Source organism: Bifidobacterium criceti (assembly GCF_002286935.1).
In the GTDB taxonomy this organism is placed as follows: Bacteria; Actinomycetota; Actinomycetes; order Actinomycetales; family Bifidobacteriaceae; genus Bifidobacterium; species Bifidobacterium criceti.
On the sequence record NZ_MVOH01000004.1, the window covers coordinates 1 to 20846 of the forward strand.

Genomic DNA, 20846 nt, shown 5'->3' on the forward strand with positions numbered 1-20846 from the left:
CCGCGAAGCAGGAGGGCATGGCCGCGATCACGGTGACCGTGTCCGGCAAGTCGGCGTCGCTTATCGTCACCGTCACGAAGTCTGGTCAGTCGGCTGATCGGTTCTCGGATGTGCCTGCTGGGATCTTGTTCCATGATGAGATTGAGTGGCTTGCGGCGCAGGGTGTGACGATGGGTAATTCGGATGGCACGTATGGGTATGCGGATTCGTTGAACCGTCGTGACATGGCGATCTTCCTGTATCGTCTGGCGAAGGTGCATGGTGTCGGTGATGCGGCGTCGTATGTGCCGTCGGATGCGGATTACGCGCGGTTCTCGGATGTGCGCAGGGGTGATTTCGGTGCGGTCGAGGTCCTGTGGATGGCGTCGCATGGGATCGCGAATGGCACGGATGGCCGGTATGAGGGTCTCAAGACGTTGAACCGTCGTGACATGGCGATCTTCCTGGCGCGTTATGCGCGTCTGGCGGGTGTCGAGGGTGCGGGTTCGTACAGGCCTTCGGCTGCGGAGTACGGGCGGTTCTCGGATGTGTCCGAGGGCATGTTCGGTGCCGAGGAGATCCTGTGGATGGCGAAGGCGGGTATCACGAAGGGCAATGCGGATGGTTCGTTCGGCGCGTATGGTGACATGCAGCGCCATGCGATGGCCGCGTTCCTGTACCGCCTCGACAAACTCGTCTGAAACCACCGGATAAGCTGATCGACAACTGAAACCGAGGGTGGGTGCGGGCCAAAATGGTCCGCACCCACCCTCATTTGTGTGCAAGAGGCAATATGTGTTGCGCCGGGGGTACGCATAGGTGCTGGTTTCGTACCGCGGAGCAGATTGTATTGTGGGGTGCGAATAGAAAACGAGTTCATGTGTGCGGTTGGTGCATTATGGTCGTCTTATTACGTGCGATAGCGTTTGACAGTGGGGTATGCATAGGGAATACTGAATATATCTCGGAAAATACAACATAACTACACAAATCGTAGTATGCCGAGTCAAGAAGAAGGAGGACCCATGCAACAATGGGGGAAAAGGCTGACGGCATGTTTGCTTGCCGTGGCGGTGTCAGTGGGTATTGCGCCGATGGCGTACGCCGCCGATGCGAAAACGTTGTCAATCAATGAGCAGACGTTCCCTGACGAGCATCTGAGGGAAGCAGTGTCGCAAGGCGACTATGACGGCGATGGCGTATTGAATGAGTTTGAACTTAATGATCTCACTTATCTATATGTCAGCGATGCGGAATCTCTGGAGGGTATTCAACATCTGCCTGCATTGACGGATTTGAATATCTCTGGATTCTATATTAAGAGCTTGGACTTCGGCATCAAACCGAATTTGAAAGATATCACTGTCAGTACGGATAGTCTCGAGTCGATTGATGTATCGAATAATATCAATCTGGAGTATCTTAGTGTCAGTGCTCCAAAGTTGACTTCCATTGATATTGCAAACAATGATAGACTAAATTATTTATATATAAGTTCAGCGCAGATTGACGAAATTGATTTAGCGAATAATACGGAACTCACGAACTTGTCGCTATCTCTTGATTCGCTCAAGCATATCGATCTCAGCAGTCAGCATCTTCTGCGTGATTTTTCTCTGTCTTCAAACCATCTCGATACGTTGGACCTATCCTCGATGACACAGCTTAATGAATTGTCCCTCGACTTGCCGAGCGACATTCAGGGGTTCCAGTTGCCGAAGACCGATACGTTGACTTCATTCTATTTGACGTATGACGGCGACATCGGCAATGTTAATTTTGCGTCGTATCCGCATTTGGAAACTCTAGATATAGAGGATGCTGAAACAGATGACATTGATTTGTCGACAAACAAGGCGCTTACGGATCTTTCACTGCGTTATATGACCATTAGGTCTCCTCTGGATCTCACTGGGAACACATCTTTGGCGCGATTGAATCTGTATAATATAGAAGAGATCCCTACGCTTGCGCTTCCCGATGGGGATACCTTGCAACGGGCGAGTATTTCATGGGTGCCTTTGCTCTCTCTCACCTTGAAGAACAAACCTGCCAACGGTGCGGTGTTCGACTCGGGCGTATATCGTCCTAGCACGTCCGACGGTACGTTCGATATCGCCTCTGTCGATCCGAACTTCGATCCTTCAAAGGTGTCGAACCTTAAGAAGGCGACGCTTACGGGCACTGTTCTGACACTTGCAAGCGACTATTCGGATGACTATGTCAGCTATGACTATGATGCGGGATTTGGGTTCACATATCCGGTGGAGATTTATCTCACCAACTATAGCAGCTATGTACCTGTCGATTCCATTGATGTCATCTGTGACGGTGCGACCAATCAAGAAGTGTCGCTGCGCGTGGGCGCTTGGAAGCAGCTGAGCACGATCATCAAGCCGGAAAACGCTTCGAACCAGTATACGTATTGGGAATCGGCAGACCCTTCCGTCGCCAGAATTGGGGATTATGATGGGCTTCTTGCCGGCGTAGCGCCGGGCACCACAAGAATCACTGCGCAGTGTGACGGCAAGGAACGGACCATCACCGTTCATGTGCTGCCTGCGGTCACCGGGACTACCGTGGATTCGGTGGCTGTGTCCGGTACCGGCGTCTCCGGGGGCAAGGCCTCGATCAACGTGGGGGCCAAGCTGAACCTGATCGCCACCGTGCAGCCGGCGACGTCGGGTGCCCAAGTGCAGTGGGCGTCGTCGGATGCCGATGTCGCTTTGGTGTCCTCGACCGGTCAGGTGCATGCAGTCGCACCGGGCACCGCCACCATCACGGCGACCGCCGGCGGTAAATCGGCGTCGGTCACGGTGACGGTGCTGAAGGCCGTGTCGGTGGATTCGCTCGCGATCACCGGTCCCGGCGTCGCGAACAACAAGCTTTCGCTTGCGCAGAACAAGACGGCACAGTTGTCGGTCAAGGTCTCGCCGTCGAATGCGGTTGTCGGTCCGGTGTATTGGTCGTCGTCTGATACCGCGGTCGCGACCGTTGACGGCAATGGCAAGGTCACGGCGAAATCCGAGGGTATCACGGCGATTTCAGTGGGCGCTTCGGACAAGTCGGCTGCGATCGTGCTCACGGTCACCAAGGATGGTGGGGCGGCTGATCGCTTCAAGGACGTACCTGCGGGCACGATGTTCCATGATGAGATTGAGTGGCTTGCGTCGGTGGGTGTGACGAAGGGTAATTCGGATGGCACGTATGGGTATGCGGATTCGTTGAACCGTCGTGACATGGCGATCTTCCTGTATCGTCTGGCGAAGGTGCATGGTGTCGGTGATGCGGCGTCGTATGTGCCGTCGGATGCGGATTACGCGCGGTTCTCGGATGTGCGCAGGGGTGATTTCGGTGCGGTGGAGATCCTGTGGATGGCGTCGCATGGGATCGCGAATGGCACGGATGGCCGGTATGAGGGTCTCAAGACGTTGAACCGTCGTGACATGGCGATCTTCCTGGCGCGTTATGCGCGTCTGGCGGGTGTCGAGGGTGCGGGTTCGTACAGGCCTTCGGCTGCGGAGTACGGGCGGTTCTCGGATGTGTCCGAGGGCATGTTCGGTGCCGAGGAGATCCTGTGGATGGCCAAGGTGGGTATCACGAACGGCAATGCGGATGGTTCGTTCGGCGCGTATGGTGACATGCAGCGCCATGCGATGGCCGCGTTCCTGTACCGCCTCGACAAACTCGTCGCCTGACGGATCCTGGCTGTGATGGCAATGGGGTCCGCTCCACAACCGGAGCGGACCCCATTGCCATAGTCGAGAGCACGGGTTGGGCAATCACACCTTTCGTTCGCTTCGCCTGCGGGAGATGGCGTCGACGAGCCACATGCAGTGCATCCGGATCATCACCGTCTTGATCAGATTGGTCTTCGTGAGATTAGTGATGCCGCATGCGCGGATGTAGGTGTCCAACAGCTGCTTTGCCTGCCTATTGAATTGCCGGTACTCTTCGGCGGTGAAATTGCGGCGCCCTTGGTAGGACCAGATCACCGCGCCGGAGAGATACCGTACGGCCCAGTTGAGCACAATGGTCTTGAGTCTCGGATAGCGCGTCAATGCGTAATCGGTCACGATCGGTACAAAATGGAGCGTGCTGCGTGGCATGAGCGCACTTTTTTCGCCGAGCAGCGATGTCTTGCGAACCCGATAATAATACAGTGGTTTGGGCAGGTAGTAGATGGCATTCGCGGCCTCGTAGAGTCGATAGGTGATGCCCATGTCTTCCATGACGAGGCCATCGCCGAATCGAAGACCGTTGTAGAGGCTGCGTTTGGCTATGAATGCCCAGAGGAAGTTCTGCACCTGATCGGTCCACATGAGTTCGAGTGCCTGTTCGGGGGTGCAGCGCCGTTCGGAAGGGAATTTGGCGGCGTCGTCGGAGACACGAACCACGGAAGCGTCCGCGGATACGCTGTTGTATTCGAAACAGACGATATCGGAATCCGTATCGAGTGACGTCGCGACCGCGGTCGCTATGAGGTCGTCGTCGATCCAATCATCAGAATCCATCCAATATATGAAGTCGCCTGTCGCATGATCGAGTCCGTAATTGCGCGCGGTCGCGATGCCTCCGTTGGTTGTGTGGAACACGGTGATGCGGGCGTCGCGTTGTGCCCACGTGTCGCAGATCTGTGCGGAACCGTCCGTTGAACCGTCGTCGATCAGCAGTATTTCGAGGTTCCGATATGTTTGGTTCACGGCCGATGCGATGCACTTGTCAAGGTACGGCCGAACGTTGTAGAGGGGGATGATGACGCTGACGAGCGGTTCGTTATTGGCATTGGCGGTCATGAAGCGGCCTTGTCTGTTGGCATGGTGGGTGGTTACCGGCTCGTGGCCACATTGATGTGGCTCGCGATGAAATCAAGCGGGCCGAGCATATGCGCGCGGAGCATCACGCTTTTGAATATGAGCGCTTTCGACATGTTGCGCATGCCGAGCTGCCGGTTGCGTGCGCGAAGCCGGATGCGTGTCTCGCGCAGGAATGTCCGGTACTCGTCCTTGTCCCATGCGTCCTTGCACTGGTAGGCCCATAGCATCGCGTTGCACAGGTAGCGCACCGACCAGTCCATTTCCACGGTCTTGAGCTGCGGCTTGTTGCGCCGCATATAGTCATCCACTTCGCCTACGAAATAAAGTGCCGCCTTGCACACCTCCGGCGTCATCCTACCGAGGATGGAATCAGGCCGTATGCGGTAGTTATACAGTGGCTTCGGCAGGAAATAGACATGGTCGGCGTTGCCGAAGAGCCGGTATGTCGTGCCCACGTCCTCCATGAGCATGCCGGTGGGGAAGCGGATGCCGTCATAGACGTCGCTGCGGATGAGGAACGACCATGCGTAGTTCTGCACGGCGTTGCTCCACAGCTCGGTGAGCGCCTCATCCGAGGTGCGTCGCCCCTCGCTCGGCATGCGCAGCGTGTCTTGCGATTCGCGGAACTCGGTGCCATCGTCGTTGGCCCAGCGGTAGCCGAATGAGACGATGTCGGAGTTCGTGTCATGTGCTTTGCCGTAGGTCAGTTCGAGGAGGGTCGGTTCGATCCAATCATCCGAATCCACGCAATAGATCCATGCGCCGTTCGCACGGTCGAGTCCGTAATTGCGGGCGTCGGCGAGTCCTCCGTTTGGTTTGTGGTATACGGTGATGCGGCTGTCTTTGTTCGCCCATTCGTCGCATAGTGCGGGGCAATTGTCGGGGGAACCGTCGTCGATCAGCAGTATTTCGATATTGCGGTAGGTTTGATTGACGATGGATTGTATGCAGTCGTCGAGATACCGTTCCACCTTGTAGATGGGGACGATGACTGAAATCAGTGGTTGTGTCTCCGATTGCATGATCTGCTCCCGCACTCCTCTCACCGTGGTTTGGTTTCCAATGTATCGAAGGTGGTGGATGGCGCGTGCGCGAGTCACGTACGTCGGCTCCTGTAGGTGGCGCGTCGTGAAATACTGATAATCTGACCGATATGAAGCTGACGAAGAGGGCGAAATTCGCTATTGGATTCTCGAGGATAAATAAATTAGGGAATATCGGGAAATATATCAAGGGATACGATGCGCACCTCGATGAATTCACCGCCGTTCGGGGACGACGCACGTGCATCCTGGTTGGTTCCGCGACGTATGACAATATCGGCGATCTTGCGATATCTGAAGCCGAACTCGCATTCCTCCACCGTTACTTCGACGGAACGGTCATCGAGATCCCGACGATGGCCTTCGTTGAATACGAGCGTCTGCTGCGCAAATATCTGCGCGCCGACGACATCCTGTGTTTCCAAGGTGGCGGCAATATGGGGGACATGTATCCGGGCTTCGAATTCGAACGGTGCGAAGCGCTCGAGTGTTTCCCGCGGATGAAGAGCGTCATCATGCCGCAGACGATGCATTATGTGGATGCCGATTCACCTTGGCTCAGATACTCCCAGAAGGTCTACCGGAACTGCACCGACTTGCACCTGTTCGCGAGGGAGCGCACGACCGAGGGACTGATGAAGGAAGCATATCCGACGGCGGATGTCTCCCTTGTGCCGGACATCGTGTTGAGCATGGATGTGACGCCCTATGTGCCGCATGGGTTGACGCGCAACGGTATGGCGCTTGTGCTGCGTCAGGACGCGGAACGTAGCCTCACGCAGGACGATTGGGAGGTCATCCGGCATGTCGCGGACCGCAGCGGTATGGCGGTCACGTATATGGACACGATGGCGGAGGAGAAGTTCATCCCGTTGGAACGCCGGCATGATGTCGTCGCGGGCTTGCTGCAACGGTTCGCGTCCGCGCAGGTCGTCGTCACCGACCGTCTGCATGGCATGATCTTCGCCGCGATCACCGGCACACCGTGTGTCGCGCTCGCCAACAGCAACCGCAAGGTCGGTGGCGTGTACGAATGGATCAAGGACCTTCCCTATGTCCAGTACATCGAGGACGTCCATGAACTCGGGGACGCGTTGCGGACGGTGCTGCACGCGGACACGGCGTATCCGCGCGACCGCATACTGGAGGAGTTCCAGCCGCTCATCGCCGCCGTACGGTAGTATTCAGCGCGGCGGAGTTGGCGTGCCATAGGAAACGTGTACAGGAAAGATGCGAAGCGCGAGACGATTCGTTCCGTTGAAGAGGGCGTAGTGGGCAAATACAAGAATCTACTGGTCAATATCGGTCTGTTCGGCCTGAACACGATCGCGACGAAGCTCATCACGTTCCTCCTGGTGCCGCTGTATACATGGTACATGTCGGCGGCCGAATTCGGCATAACCGATATGTCGGTCATCGTCATCAACCTCGTGATCCCGCTCGCCACATTGTCAATCGCGGACGCGACGCTGCGGTACGCGCTTGAGGACAAGGAACGCAACAAGCAATACATCACGATAGGATTGCTTGTCGTGACGCTCAGCTGCGTCATCGTGCTATGTTGCCTGCCATGCCTGCGTCTTGGTATCTTCGGCGGCCTCGGCGACTATTCATGGCTGTTCCTGCTGTCCTATGCCGCGAACGCCTACCAGATGTACTTCAACAATGTGGCGCGTGCCGTCAACGAAGTGAAGATCATCCCGGTGGCATCGACCGTGACCGCATTCGCCACCGGCGCGCTCGCATACGTCTTCATCGGCGTGATGCATGCGAATGTCCAAGGCTATTTCTGGTCGTTGATCATCGGCAACGTATTGGGTTGCCTGTTCTACCTGTTCGGCGGCCATCTCGTCCGTTATCTCTCCGTCGTCACGCCACACGAATGTGTGCGGCGCCTGCGCCCGATGCTGCGCTATTCGTTGCCGCTCATCCCGAACGCGCTGTTCTGGTGGATTGGTACGAGCGTCAACCGGTTCTTCATCACTTCTATGCTTGGCATAGCGTATTCGGGCTTGTTCGCCGCGGCGTCGAAGATACCGTCGTTGCTCAACATCATTTGCGGCGTGTTCCAACAGGCGTGGACGCTTTCGGCGTTCCAGGAATACCGTCGCACGAACATATCGGCGTTCTTCACGAAGATATTCCGCGTGTTCCAGTGCGGCATGGTCCTCTCGTCCTCGGCGATCGTCCTGCTCGCCCCCTGGCTTGCGCGCCTCATGCTGCAAAAGGAGTTCTATGGCTCATGGGTGCTTGTGCCCCCGCTTATCGTGGCGTTCTATTTCAATACGATGAACGCGTTCTTCGGCACCGTGTACACGGCGAGCATGAAGACGCAGACATTGTTCACGACGACGGTCGCCGGGTCAATCGTCATCGTCGTCGCCACGTATCTGCTGTTACCTGTTATGGGGCTTCAGGGGGCCTGTCTGGCGATGATTCTGAGCAATGTCGTCGTCCTTGTGTTGCGTATGTGGTTTTCCCGCAGATACATCGTCGTCGAGGTGCACTGGGCCACGGTGTTGCCGTCATTGGCGTTGTTGATCGTCCAATCCGTCGTCATGGCCCTGCAGATCCCCCATTATTCCATCTACGCGAGCCTGTTGTTCGCGATCGTCGTCGTGCTGCAGATCGTCGATGTGATGCCGATTGTGAGGGACGTTATACGGCAGGGTAAGATGAAGAAGTTGGCGAAGGACGAGAGGAGCGCGGCATGAAGCTGTACTTGCTGGTGTTTTTCGCCGCCGTGGCGTTCGCGTTCGTCGCCGATGTGATGCAACGGCAAATCACAGGCATGGAAGAGCGTGGGAACCTCTCCCTTCATGCGCGTCGCAGTCTTGTGTCGCTTCGTTCCAGCCGCGTCGTCGTGATCATGTGTTCGGCGCTTGTGTACATCCTGCTCAGTGGCATGCGTTATGACACGGGATTCGACTATATGTACTCGTACGTCCCCTCCCTTGAGGAAGTGCGCCGAGGGAACGCCTCCCATTACGATCCGTTCTTCGACCTCGTCATCGCGGCGTTCGCGAAGTTCAGCAGCAATCAATGGTTCTTCGCAGGTATGGCGCTCTATACGATCGCGATGATATACATCGGCTTCTGCATGGAGTCGAAATATGTGCTCGTGCCAGTCGCGTTGTTCTTCACGTCGTTCAATTATCTGCGTTCGTTCTGCTTTGTGGCGCAGTATGTCGCGATGGCGACGCTCTTCGTCGGTTTCCTGTTGTTGCTCAAGAAACGGTACGTCGGTGCCGTTGCGCTGCTCATACTGGGCATCCTGCTCCATAAAAGCGCAGAAGTGATGATTATATTTTATGTACTTTATTTTTTGAGTAATAAAATACTTCTCGCGCTCGCTGCGCTGCTTCCGCTGTTCGGAATGTTGGGGCAAGGGCCGGTCCGTTCGGTGCTCGTCAAACTGACCGGCGATTCGCGATTCGCTGTCTATATCAACGGCCAGTTCGACGTCGGCTATGCCGATATGTCATTGGTCTATGCGAATTTGGCGTTCTTCGTGCTGTTCCTTGTCATCGTGTTCATCACACGCGATAACATCACCCATGACAAGCAAGGGACAATGTATGTCGTAGCGCAAAGCCTTGCGTTGGGCTTCGCGTTCCTGCAAATCGTGATTCCGGTCGGGTATCGGTTCGTCTGGTATTTCGCGTTCTTCCAACTTGTCTCGGTGCCGTATATGCTGCGCAAAGTGACGAAGGGAACGCTGTACTATGCCATATGTACGGGTATTTGTGTGCTGTATTATATTTGGATGGTGAGGTATCCACTGACCAATGGTGCTTCGCAAGTGCTGCCGTATCATCCGTTCTTTGACCCGAATGTGACGATCTGGTGAGATGCACGATGGCGAATGACAACAACACAAAACCGTCCGTCCTTGTATTCGAGGCGAGTGACCGGTGGGGAGGCATCGAATCCTTCATCGCCAACGAGATCTGCCCCTTGCGGCAATGGTTCGATGTGCATGTCGTGACACAACAGGAGGATGCCGATATCCGTCGCCGCATCCCGATTTCCGATGACCGGTTCATTGAAATGGAAGGCCGCTATGGCAGTGCGCGATACCGCCGATGGCTGCGGGAACTGATGCATCGGCGGTTTGACATCATCCATGTCAATAAGAATTCGTTGATGAAATATCTGCCGATCACGTATGCCCGGCGGTATGCGGACAGCAAGGTCATCATCCATTCGCACAACACAAGGCCTTCCGTGCGTTCTGCCGTCTCGGCATTGCACTACATGGTGCGCCCATGGATCGAACCGCTCGCCGATGCGCGTCTCGCATGCTCGCGGACGGCCGCGGCATACATGTTCGGCAAGGATGCGCACGCCGCCGAAATCGTCAACAACGGCATCGACACGGAACGGTTCGTCTACCGTCCGCAGGACCGCGCGGAGGTGCGCCGGGAATTGGGCATCGCCGGCACCGATACCGTGCTGATGAATGTTGGACGGTTCACCGAGCAGAAGAACCAGAAGTTCCTCCTTGATGTCTTTGCCGAGTACCGTGCCCGTCAGCCGCATTCCACGTTGCTGCTCGTGGGTGAGGGCGAACTTCGCGAAGCGCTCGAGCGGCACGCCGCCGAATTGCGGCTGCAGGACCATGTCATCTTCACCGGTCGCAGGAACGATGTGCACCGCCTGTTCAGTGCGGCGGATCTTGTGCTGTTCCCATCGTTGTATGAGGGACTGCCCACGACGCTTGTGGAAGCACAGGCCAATGGGGTGCCAGTGCTCGCATCGTCCGCGATCACGGCGGAGGCGGATATCACCGGCACGGTCCGTTTCGAAGAGCTGGACCATGGCGTGGAGGCGTGGGCCGACGCGGTCGCCGACATCGAACGGCATGCGCCTGACATGGAACGCCGGGGGAAAGCCGCTGCCATCGTACGCGAGCATGGGTATGACCGTGCCGATGGTGTTCTGTATCTCAAAGCCATATACGATTCGTTGCTCGCGTGAGGGAACCGCCATCGAAGGCATATGATGGCGTGCATAGGCACAGTGGGAGGCGCCCACACCGGTATGCCGGTGTGGGCGCCTCCCATGCATCATCTGTCATTTGTGGTTGTGTTTGATGTGTTCGTTGATCCGGTGCAGGAACACGGCCATGTCCTTGCGGCTCAGCGCATCCATGCAACCGTATGAACCATCGTACTTTCCATTGGTGATGCCATTGGAAGACATCCACAGGATTTCATAGGCGCCGAAGTCGCCCTTCCTGATGTCGGAGAACTTCTTGTAATCGGCGTCCGTCGGGGTGAAGCCCTCGGTTGTCGTATCGCCAAGATGCTTCGCGAGGCGGTACAGGAATATCGCCATATCGCGACGCGTCAGCTTGTCGTTGCAACCGAATGTGCCGTCCGTGTTGCCTTTCGTGATGCCCACGGAAGCCATCCACAGTATCTCCGTGGCGGGCCATTGCCCTTGTTTGACGTCCTTGAACCGCTTGTAATCGGCGGCAGTGGGTTTGAAATCGACGGCGCTCTTGTCGCCACGGAGCTTCGCGAGACGGTACATGAACACCGCCATGTCCTGACGCGTCAGCGTGCCGTTGTACCCATACGAGCCATCGGTGTTGCCTGTCGTGATGCGGACCGAAGCGAGCCAGTCGATGTCGCTCGCGAACAGGGTGTCCGTCGGGACATCGGTGAAACGCGGGCGCACCTTGACCGGAATCGAGGCGGTCTTGCCGTCCACATCCACGGTGATCGTCGTGGATCCCTGGGCGACGGCGGTCACCGTACCCTTCGCATCGACCTTCGCGATTTTCTCGTCCGCGGACGTCCATTTCGTCGCCGCGACGGTGGCCCCTTCAGGCGTGATCTTCGCGCTCAGTTGCGCCGTGGATTTGGCATTGAGGAGCAGGAAGCCGTCTATGGCCGCCTCCCCGGCGACCGCTACGTTCTGAACCTTTGCCTGTACGATGACCTTCTGCGTCACCTTCTGCCCGTGGACCGTGCCTTGGACTTCGAATGTGCCGGCTTTGGCGAATTGCGCGGGGTCGATCTTCTCCCACATCGCGCGTTCGGTACTGACCTTGCCGTCCGTCCATGTGGCCTCCGCGTATTCATTCGGGGTCACCGGCTTGTTGAGCTCGGCATAGGTGGGCCATGTCTTGATCGATTTGATCGTGGCGTCGGTGACGGTCACACGGCGTCCGCCCCACGTCTCGTTCCCGGCAGAATCCTGGACGTGGTATCGCACGCGGTACGTTCCCGGCGTATGGATATCAATCTCATTGAGCGCGACGGTGATGCGAGAGGTGACGTCCCCGTCCACATCGTCGCTTGCCGTCACATCCATCAACGGATCGAAGGGTTCGTTGATCGTCGCGTACGTGTCATAGATCGGACCGAACGTGGGGGCGGTCTTGTCCTGGAAGTCCACGTTGACAGTACGGAACACCACGCCGCCATACAGGTAATCCATATCGTCGGATTCGCTGAAATACGCGTAGTAGGTGCCCTTGTTCTTGACGTTCTTCCACGTCACAGTGCCGGTCTTCCCATCGAACACGGCGGTGTCGTCACTGAGTTCGGTCGGGTGCAGATAGCCACCGGCCTTGCCTTTCGGCATCTGCAGTGTGACGGAACCGCCGGCTTCGACGGTCACGTCCTCCATCTTGATCGCCTGGTTGTCGTTCATCGAATACTGGGACGGCGTGCAGTCCTTGAGCGGGGACATGTCGGAAATCGAGTTGGTTTCCAACTGCAGGCGCCGCAGCTGCGGAATCTTCGCGATCGGGGAGACGTCGGTGAATGGATTGCCGGAAAGCCACAGCGCATCCAGACGTGGCCACTGGGTCACGAACGAGACATCGTTGACGAGATTCGAGTAGATGTCCGCCCAAGCCAGTTTGGGGACGTTCTTGATCACGCCGAAATCGGCGATGTAGTTGTTGCCGAGTCCAAGCCCCCACAGTTCCGGCTTGTCCGACAACGCGGAGACATCGGAGATCATCGCATCGTAGATCTGGATGTTGGAGATCTTCTGCAGTGTGCTGAGCGGTGACAGGTCGCTTATCGGGTTGCCGCTCAGGAACACGGACTTCAGATTGGTGAGATGCTCGGCGCCGGAGATATGGGTGATGCCGGCGTTGGGCGCCGAGATCTCCTCGATGGTGTCAAGCTTCTGCGCGGAGACGACATCGGTGACCGAAGCGCCGAGCGCGGATGCGATGGCCTTCGCGAACGCGGCGTCGGGGAAGCAATCGGCGATCGTGGATGTGCCATCCGTGCACGTGGTCTGATGGGCCGCGGTGATTTGCTGCGGTTTCTTCGAAGGCCTGGCGCCCATGCCATCGGTCACGTGGTACTGGTCGGGTTCCCCGTTATAGACCACGCGGAGACGGACCACGCCGGAAAACGGCATATCGCCGGATTGGCCGCCGCCTTGCGACATGAAGACGGCTGTGAAGCCCATGCCGCTGTATTGGTCGGTCGTCTTCCAGCTGATGTGGCCGTTGTCGGCATTGTAGGTGCCGTTGTTGTCGACCGAGGACGGCGCGACATGCTTGCCGTCGTACCCGATCGGCATCTGCACGCTGACGGTGTCACCGCGGTTCACGGTGACGACGCTCTCAATGAGCTGCCCGGTGAGCACGAGATACTGTTCCGGGTCGGCGGTGACGTTGGCGACACTCGTGATTTGGTTTTCGCTAAAGTCCCCACCGAGGAGCTTCGTCAACGCGTTGACGGCATCGATGTTGGAGAGTTTGTTGCCTGCGGCCCAGAGGTATTCAAGATTGCCGAGCGAACGGACGGCGGCAATGTTGTCGACCGTGTTATGGGAGATGTTAAGCGATTTCAGATTGCCCAACGACGACACCGGAGTGATATCGGAAATCGCGTTGTCGCCAAGGCCGAGCTTCTCAAGGGACGTGAGCTTCGACAGTGGCGTGAGGTCGCTGATCCGGTTGTTGTACAGCTGCAACGAACGCAATTGGGTCATCGACGCCAACGGGTCGATCGATTCGATCGAATTGTTGGACAGCTGGACATCCGTCAGTTTGTTGAAGGTCTGCAAACCGGTCAGGTCCTTGATCTGCGCATTGCGCGCGTGGAGCGAGGAGACCGAATCGACCGACTGTTGTGTGATGACCGCGTTGACGTCCGCGTGCGCCGCCGAAGACACCGCTGCGGCAAGGTTGCCATCAGGAAGGCATTGTGTGAACGTGCTTGTGCCGATCGTGCAGCTGCTCGCCGCCGCACGTCCCTCCTCGGCGTATGCGGGCAGTGCCGGTACGAGCAACGCGCATGCGAGGGCGGCGCCGATGTACCTCCGGACATGATGAAGAAAACCCATGATGCTTCTCTCTCTCAGGATACGTCGCAATCAATCACGTATGGAGCGAGTTGCGGCATTGCGGCTCCACCCCTCGTCTGATGATCGGCCACGTATCTCACTGTATGATCCAATAAATAACTGTATACCTGACTTTTGCAATTCTTGCAAATTATTGTGATGGAAATGTGAGGGAATGCGTCCGCACGTTGCGACACCGTCTGGATGTGGTGCTGTGACGATGCTGCACACCTTGGGGTGCAAGGGTTGACCGGCGTCGATGCTAGCTTCGGTACTGGGAAGAGCAGCGACAGTGTTGCTACCAGCATCGATGGAAGAGGAGGACGACGATGGCGGGCCACAAGGCGCAACGTGGGAAAACAATACGCAACTCCAATGTGGAGCTCGTCCGGCTCATCGCAATGGCGATGGTCATGTTCAACCATTCGCCTTGGGGCGCATCCAACTATCTTGACATGGGCGCGGGTTATGGGCAACGGCTCGGCTCGACGTTGATTGTCTCCTTCCTCGGCAATTGGGGCGGTGTAGGCGACTGCCTGTTCTTCATCATCAGCGCATGGTTCCTATGCGACGAACAACAGCGCTATGCGAAGAACGCATCACGATGCTGGCATCTCGAAAAGCAGTTGTGGTTCTGGTCGTTCCTCCTGTTCGCCGGATGCATCGTGTTCTGGCACATATACGGAGGCGTGCCGGGCATGAAATCACTCGCATCGCTCGGATTGAAAACAGTGTTCCCATTCGCGGCGAACATGTGGTGGTATCCGACCGCATACATGCTGTTCCTGATGATATGCCCACTGCTGACACGGGGATTGCGCTCGCTGTCACACAATACGCATGCCGCGCTATGCGTGGGTCTGATCATCGTCTTCGGATGGACACCATGGCGGCTGTTCCCGTTGAACATGGGCTATTCGGTCCTGCTCTTCTTCTATCTGTACATCCTGATCTGCTTCGCCAAATGGCATATGGGCGACCTGTGCATGAACCGGACGATGGCATACAGGCTGCTCATCTTCGGACTCGTGGTCGGTTTGGGCAGTCAGCTGCTCGTCCAGTGCGTCCTGCCCAACCGCATCGTATGGTCATTGTGGATGAACTCACCGCGGTGCCTGTCCTCGATCTGCATCGCACTCGCCATCGTCATATGCGCGACGACCGCGAAGCCACGCCATAGCGCGGTAATCAATTACATCGCCGCTTCCACGCTCGCCGTCTATCTGGTGTGCACGCATCCGCTCGCCGATATGGTGCTCAAACCGTTGGCCGCGCGGACATCGGTCGGCATCGCCGCGATCGGGCAGGTGTTCGTCATGGCAGTCGCCGTCTATGTGGGGGCGCTCGCGATTGATATGGTTCGCCATTGGGTGTTCGATTGGACGATAGACCGCAACGTTGAGCGGCAGAACAGATGGATTGTCTTGAGGCTCAGGGCGATGCGAGACTCAGGGGTCCGGATATTGGATAGGCTCACGGCGGCCGCTTCGATGAAGGTGCAATGATGTCGTATGCGGATATGGTGAGAGAGTATTCAACCATTATGCGCTATCATGCATAAGAATAGGTGAGGATAACGCGTAAGCCACTATGCAGTGACGTTTTTGTCAGCTGGATCATGTGCATCGTGTAGAGGGAGACATATCAATGAGCGAGAGACCGCTGATTCGGGTGTCGCAAATCATGGGGCGTATGGCTGTCGGCGGTGTCGAGACAACGATCATGAACCACTATCGTTTTCTCGACCATGATCGCGTGACGTTTGATTTCATTGTGGACGAGGAGTCGCCGTTTGTCCCTGAGGATGAGATCACGGCAATGGGCGGAAGGGTGTTCCGGATTCCGAACATCGACCACCTTCACCGGTATGATCGGGCGCTCTATGATGTACTGGCGACAACAAAGCCGGACATCGTGCATTCCAATGTGAACGCGTTGAGTGTGTTTCCATTGCGCATAGCCAAGAAGGCCGGAATTCCCATCCGTATCGCCCATAACCATAGCATGAGCGATAAGAAGGAGTTCACAAGGAATGCCATCAAAAACGTATTACGGCCATTGTCTCGCACCTATCCCACTGCATTGGCGGCATGCACGGCAATGGCGGGTGAGTGGCTGTTCGGGGCTGAAGCGGTCAAACAACATCGTGTGCAAATCATCCCCAATGCGATCGATGTAGGTCGCTTTGCGTTTTCAATGGAATCGAGAGAGGCGTTGCGCGACCATTATGGGTTCGCGAATAGGCTCGTGATCGGCCAAGTGGGGCGAATCGTCCCGCAGAAGAACTACATGTTCTCGATGGATGTGTTCGCGCAACTGCTCAAGCATGAGCCTGACGCTGTATTCGTTGGGCTTGGGGAAGGGCATCAGCGCGTGGAGGTCGAACGCCGCGCACATGAGCTTGGCGTCGACGACTCCGTGTTCCTGTTGGGGAACCAGTCCAATGTCGAACAATGGGATAGCGCATTCGATGTCCTGCTGTTCCCGTCGCTGTATGAGGGGGCGGGCATGACCGCGACGGAAGCGCAGGCGTCGTCACTGCCGGTTGTCGCTTCCAGCAATGTTCCGGATGAGACGTTCGTCGAACGTGACCTGATCACCGTGCTGCCGCTCGACGCAGGCCCCGATGTGTGGGCGCAGCGTGTGTTGGAGGTCGGCACATATAAGACGGATAGAACAAGAGCACGAACGAAACTTGCTGCCTCCGGATACGATATCCGGGAAAGCGCGCAGCATCTGCAGGCTTGGTATGAATCGCTCGTAGGGTGACGTTTGGTCGACTTGGGATTAGGGAAAACGAACATGACACAAGATGATCTGCTCGTGAGCATCATTGTTCCGGTATATAATTCCCGTGAATACCTACGGTCATGTATTGATAGTGTCCTCCGTCAGGATTACTCGAACATCGAAGTCATCATCGTCGATGACGGGTCCGATGACGGTTCCGAAACGATGTGTGATGAATATATGGCTCAGGATGCGCGCATACGCGTCATCCACCAACCCAACGCAGGTCATGTACAGGCTCGCCGGACCGGTCTGCGGCATGCACGGGGCGATGCCGTGATGTGGATCGACAGTGATGATTGGGTGGCGGCGGGCTGGGTGTCGTCATATGTGGACCTGATGAAGCAGTCGGACGCCGATATCGTGATCTCGGGCACCACGGATGCGATATTGCGTGCTCCGGCGGATATGGTGGCGTTCCTGCTCGCCCGCGCGGACCATACACTGTGGGCGTCCTGTGTGCGTCGGGACCTGTACAGCGGGTTGGATTTCGCAGACGTGACGATCGGCGAGGACGTGCTTATGCTGCAGCAGCTCATATCACGGGCCGAGCGCATGTGCCTGACGCAGGGAAACCACGGATACCATTATCGTGAGGTGCCTGACTCGATTTCACGTCAACCGTCGTTGGGGAACAAGAAGGATTGGCTCGTCCGTGCGCAACTGGAGGTCGAGTTCACGCAGCGGCACGATGCCGATCTCGTGACATGCGCGTATTTCGATGTCATGCGCGGCGCGACGCTCGTCTACAAGTCGGTGTGCAGGCTCACGCTGGAACGTGATGAACACGCACAGGCAGACGAGCTCAAACGCGACCTGCGGGCATTGATGAAGCGGGGTATGCTGCACGCACCACTTCATCATATGCGTGCAGCCGAATACATCACTGTACTGAAGACGATGAAAACGTATCTTCTTGAGCGGTGAACCGCAATCGCACGCGCATATGCATTCAGTGCGCGTGCGCGCCCTTCGCCGGTTCAAGTGCAGCCGCGATATTGGCGAAAGCCTCACCAATCTGCTCATGCGCGGTTTCGAACGCGGGGAAGTCCTTGCGGTAGGGGTCGTCGATCTCATGTGCTGGCGGCAGCATCGGCCGCACGAGCGACGCGTTCATCAGTGCCGAATCTAACACGAGCATCTGACGGAGCACCAGTAATCAATATCTAGTCTCTTGACATGTTCAAAGACAATGGCAGCCTTGTTGAAGTTTTTCATACACGTCCTTCCTAGATTTGTAATGTCATCCATGCTGTTGGTGTGTTGGTATATTCTGATGAGTTAAAGGAACTGGTTGAAGGAGAGGAATCGTTGGTATGAATGCGTCATCGCCTATTCGAGTGGCCCAGATTATGGGGCATATGGCGGTTGGGGGCGTCGAATCCACCATTATGAATCATTACCGTGCCCTCGACCGCACCAAAGTGACGTTTGACTTCATTGTGGATGACGATTCCAAAAAGGTACCCGAGGATGAGATTCGTGCCTTGGGTGGTCGTGTCTTTCGTATTCCCAAGGTCGGGCTTCTGCATCTTCCCCAGTACGATGCCGCATTGTCCGAGGTACTGACAGAGATTCACCCTGATATCGTGCATTCCAATATCAATTCACTGGGCTTTTTCCCCCTTCGTGTAGCTAAGAAGAATGGTGTGAAGATTCGCATCGCTCATAACCACAGCATGAGTAACCGAAAGGAACTCATACGAGACGCAGCCAAGAACATGCTCAGACCTGTCTCTCGCGTGTATCCCAATGCGCTGGCGGCTTGCACCGAGACGGCCGGAGCGTGGTTGTTCGGCAAAAACGCGGTGAGGAAAGGTCGTGTGCACATCATCAAGAATGCGATTGATGTGCACCAGTATGCATTCTCAGCGGGGCCTCGGCAAGCATTGAGACGCCAGTATGACCTTGACGATAAGTTCGTTGTTGGGCAGGTAGGCAGACTTGCATCACAGAAGAATTATCTGTTTTCCGTTGAAGTGTTCGCCGAGATTCTTAAACGACAGCCGAATGCGGTGTTCATCATGCTCGGCGAGGGCAATCAGCGAGCAGAGATTGAGCAGCGAATCAGGGATCTGGGCATAGGCCACGCGGCCTTCCTCCTGGGGAACCAGCTTAACGTGAATGAATGGAACAGCGCATTTGACGTGCAGCTGTTTCCCTCGTTGTATGAGGGCGCTGGCATGACTGCCATAGAAGCGCAGGCTGCGATGCTTCCGGTGGTGGCCTCGGACCGTGTGCCGTCTGAGACCTTTCTCGAGAAGGATCTGATTACTGTGCTCTCTCTGCAAGAAAGCCCTGAAGTCTGGGCAGATGCAGTGCTGAGAGCTGGACAGCGGGGAATAGATCGGTTGCAGTTCAGGAGCACTCTCAAGGATCATGGATATGACATCGAAGATAGCGCACAGCAGCTGCAGACTTGGTATGAGTCGCTCATGGCTTCCCTTGGCTGAGTCGGCAAGTCATGCAAGCTCGTGTTGAAAACGGTTGCGTGGAGGACAGAGGCTTCCTCGGCTTTTGGAAAACATGTGATAGCCTGCTAGATTTATGGAGACCATTCACGCTGTTTTTCAATTTGCGTGTACACCCCTTGCCGGTTCCAAGGCCGCGGCGATGCTTGCGAACGCTTCGCCGATCTGCGCGTGTGCAGTCTCGAATGCCGGGAAGTCCTTGCGGTAGGGGTCGTCGATCTCATGTGCCGGTGGCAGCATCGGCCGCACGAGCGATGCGTTCATCAGCACCGAATCGAGACGGTCCGTGAGTGTCTCTCCCTGAATAAGGTTGTTGTCTCGGCAATAGGTGCACAGGTCGGCGAAATCGGTCAGCAGGAATGTGCGGCTGCGGCTGCGTGGCGCGAGTTCGACGATCTTCTTGCGTTGGTGTTCGGTGAAACACAGGATGAGGTCGCTGCCCATCGCGAGCTGCGGTGTCAGGCGCTTGGAGCGGAAAGAGGAGGCGTCAATGCCATCCATCTGCATGAGACGTTCGCTCGATGGGTCGATCGGGTTGTCGATGAGCCCCTGGACGCCGGCGCTGTCCGTCACAATCGAATCGTCATGAAAGAACAGTGGGAACATGAGTTCGCCCATCGGCGAGCGGCAGATGTTGCCAGTGCACACGAACAGTACTTTCATGTGGGTCCTTTCGGATCAATGCCAGCACAGTCGAATATGGTTCGTTGCGCCATGCATCCGTCATTCAGTGAATAGATCTAATTGCTAGCCATCCAGTTTAGGGGAGACTGCAAACCATACCAGTCGAGTAGGTGGTAACTGTTTGTGTTCAATTAGAGATTGCGGTTTTAGTCATGTAAAAGTTTCGGGTTTGGTCATGGGAGCATGCCGACCACTGTTACAGGGCCTTGTTTGACTGGGAGCGTCTGACTTCTTCCAGTTGAAAGGTCCGGAAAGGCAATGATCAGCATGTCCGTCATTCACTCTATCCGTTGCATGCGAAAGGAAGGTGCGTCCGTCGCCGCGATTGCGCGCGAGCTGGGTATCAGCGAGCCGACGGTGCGCAAGTACCTCAGGGAGGTCGACCTGTCCGACAGGCCGCCGGTGAGGCGTGAGCGGCCGTCGAAGATCGACCGGTGGGTGCCGTTGATCGAGGGCTGGTTGGCCGAGGACCGGCGGACGTGGTCGAAGCAGCGTCATACGGCGACCCGTATCCACCGGCGTCTGGTTGATGAGTGCGGCGCTGATGTGTCATTGTCCACCGTGACGCGCAAGGTGCGCGAGCTCAAACGTGAGTTCGGCCTTGAACGCCAGCGCGGCTTTCTGGACCTGTCGTGGCATCCTGGCGAGGCGCAGGCCGATTTCGGCCAGAGCGACGTGTACTGGAAGGGAGTGCGCCGGCGCATGCATTATTTCGTGCTCTCGTTCCCGCATTCGAA

General features: G+C 56.6%; 16 protein-coding genes. 11 read left to right on the forward strand and 5 right to left on the reverse strand.

Going from position 1 to position 20846, the window contains the following annotated elements; all coding sequences use genetic code 11:
- Together B1526_RS01335 and B1526_RS01340 are read left to right on the forward strand one after the other, a co-directional pair.
- The coding region (locus tag B1526_RS01335) for an S-layer homology domain-containing protein (protein ID WP_133088397.1) at nt 1-680 on the forward strand (680 nt) is incomplete at its 5' end.
- Between the two features lie 324 nt (nt 681-1004).
- Nucleotides 1005-3677 carry an Ig-like domain-containing protein gene (locus B1526_RS01340; RefSeq protein ID WP_162287915.1) on the forward strand — a complete coding sequence of 891 codons (2673 nt, stop codon included), beginning with the start codon at nt 1005-1007 and terminating at the stop codon, nt 3675-3677.
- A gap of 84 nt (nt 3678-3761) precedes the next feature.
- Here B1526_RS01340 and B1526_RS01345 read toward each other — a convergent pair whose 3' ends face one another.
- Nucleotides 3762-4775 (reverse strand): glycosyltransferase family 2 protein, encoded by a 1014-nt coding sequence (locus B1526_RS01345; protein ID WP_095614345.1) that lies wholly within the window; start codon nt 4773-4775, stop codon nt 3762-3764.
- Nucleotides 4776-4807: 32 nt separating this feature from the next.
- Nucleotides 4808-5818 (reverse strand): glycosyltransferase family 2 protein, encoded by a 1011-nt coding sequence (locus B1526_RS01350; RefSeq protein ID WP_095614346.1) that lies wholly within the window; start codon nt 5816-5818, stop codon nt 4808-4810.
- 131 nt (nt 5819-5949) lie between these two features.
- Between B1526_RS01350 and B1526_RS01355 the strand changes: the two genes are divergently transcribed.
- The 4 genes from B1526_RS01355 to B1526_RS01370 are packed head-to-tail and all read left to right on the forward strand — an operon-like array spanning nt 5950 to nt 10819.
- Nucleotides 5950-7020, forward strand: coding sequence for a polysaccharide pyruvyl transferase family protein (locus B1526_RS01355; protein WP_095614347.1), 1071 nt, complete (start codon nt 5950-5952; stop codon nt 7018-7020).
- Between the two features lie 36 nt (nt 7021-7056).
- A complete protein-coding gene (locus B1526_RS01360; RefSeq protein WP_095614348.1) occupies nt 7057-8553 on the forward strand; it encodes a lipopolysaccharide biosynthesis protein in 1497 nt (498 codons plus the stop codon).
- On the forward strand, nt 8550-9689 hold the full coding sequence (locus B1526_RS01365; protein ID WP_095614349.1) for an EpsG family protein: 1140 nt from the start codon (nt 8550-8552) through the stop codon (nt 9687-9689). Before B1526_RS01360 ends, B1526_RS01365 begins: the two co-directional genes overlap by 4 nt.
- 8 nt (nt 9690-9697) lie before the next feature.
- Nucleotides 9698-10819 (forward strand): glycosyltransferase, encoded by a 1122-nt coding sequence (locus tag B1526_RS01370; RefSeq protein ID WP_095614350.1) that lies wholly within the window; start codon nt 9698-9700, stop codon nt 10817-10819.
- A 96-nt stretch (nt 10820-10915) separates the two neighbouring features.
- Here B1526_RS01370 and B1526_RS01375 read toward each other — a convergent pair whose 3' ends face one another.
- Nucleotides 10916-14164, reverse strand: coding sequence for a leucine-rich repeat domain-containing protein (locus B1526_RS01375; protein ID WP_095614351.1), 3249 nt, complete (start codon nt 14162-14164; stop codon nt 10916-10918).
- Between the two features lie 329 nt (nt 14165-14493).
- Between B1526_RS01375 and B1526_RS01380 the strand changes: the two genes are divergently transcribed.
- From B1526_RS01380 to B1526_RS01390, 3 genes are all read left to right on the forward strand, one after another.
- On the forward strand, nt 14494-15669 hold the full coding sequence (locus B1526_RS01380; protein WP_095614352.1) for an acyltransferase family protein: 1176 nt from the start codon (nt 14494-14496) through the stop codon (nt 15667-15669).
- Between the two features lie 142 nt (nt 15670-15811).
- Complete coding sequence (locus B1526_RS01385) at nt 15812-16933, forward strand: glycosyltransferase family 1 protein (RefSeq protein ID WP_095614353.1); 1122 nt, start codon at nt 15812-15814, stop codon at nt 16931-16933.
- Between the two features lie 33 nt (nt 16934-16966).
- On the forward strand, nt 16967-17881 hold the full coding sequence (locus B1526_RS01390) for a glycosyltransferase family 2 protein (RefSeq protein WP_095614354.1): 915 nt from the start codon (nt 16967-16969) through the stop codon (nt 17879-17881).
- 25 nt (nt 17882-17906) lie between these two features.
- Here the strand turns inward: B1526_RS01390 and B1526_RS09050 are convergent, their stop codons facing one another.
- Nucleotides 17907-18071: a low molecular weight phosphatase family protein gene (locus B1526_RS09050; RefSeq protein WP_157908665.1), complete on the reverse strand. Its 165-nt coding sequence runs from the start codon at nt 18069-18071 to the stop codon at nt 17907-17909.
- Between the two features lie 199 nt (nt 18072-18270).
- Here B1526_RS09050 and B1526_RS01400 point away from each other — a divergent pair, with 199 nt between their 5' ends.
- Nucleotides 18271-19407: a glycosyltransferase family 1 protein gene (locus B1526_RS01400; protein WP_095614356.1), complete on the forward strand. Its 1137-nt coding sequence runs from the start codon at nt 18271-18273 to the stop codon at nt 19405-19407.
- Between the two features lie 117 nt (nt 19408-19524).
- Here the strand turns inward: B1526_RS01400 and B1526_RS01405 are convergent, their stop codons facing one another.
- Nucleotides 19525-20088: an arsenate reductase/protein-tyrosine-phosphatase family protein gene (locus B1526_RS01405; protein WP_095614357.1), complete on the reverse strand. Its 564-nt coding sequence runs from the start codon at nt 20086-20088 to the stop codon at nt 19525-19527.
- 288 nt (nt 20089-20376) lie between these two features.
- Here B1526_RS01405 and B1526_RS01410 point away from each other — a divergent pair.
- A partial coding sequence (locus B1526_RS01410; protein WP_235606977.1) for a helix-turn-helix domain-containing protein occupies nt 20377-20846 on the forward strand: 470 nt, incomplete at its 3' end.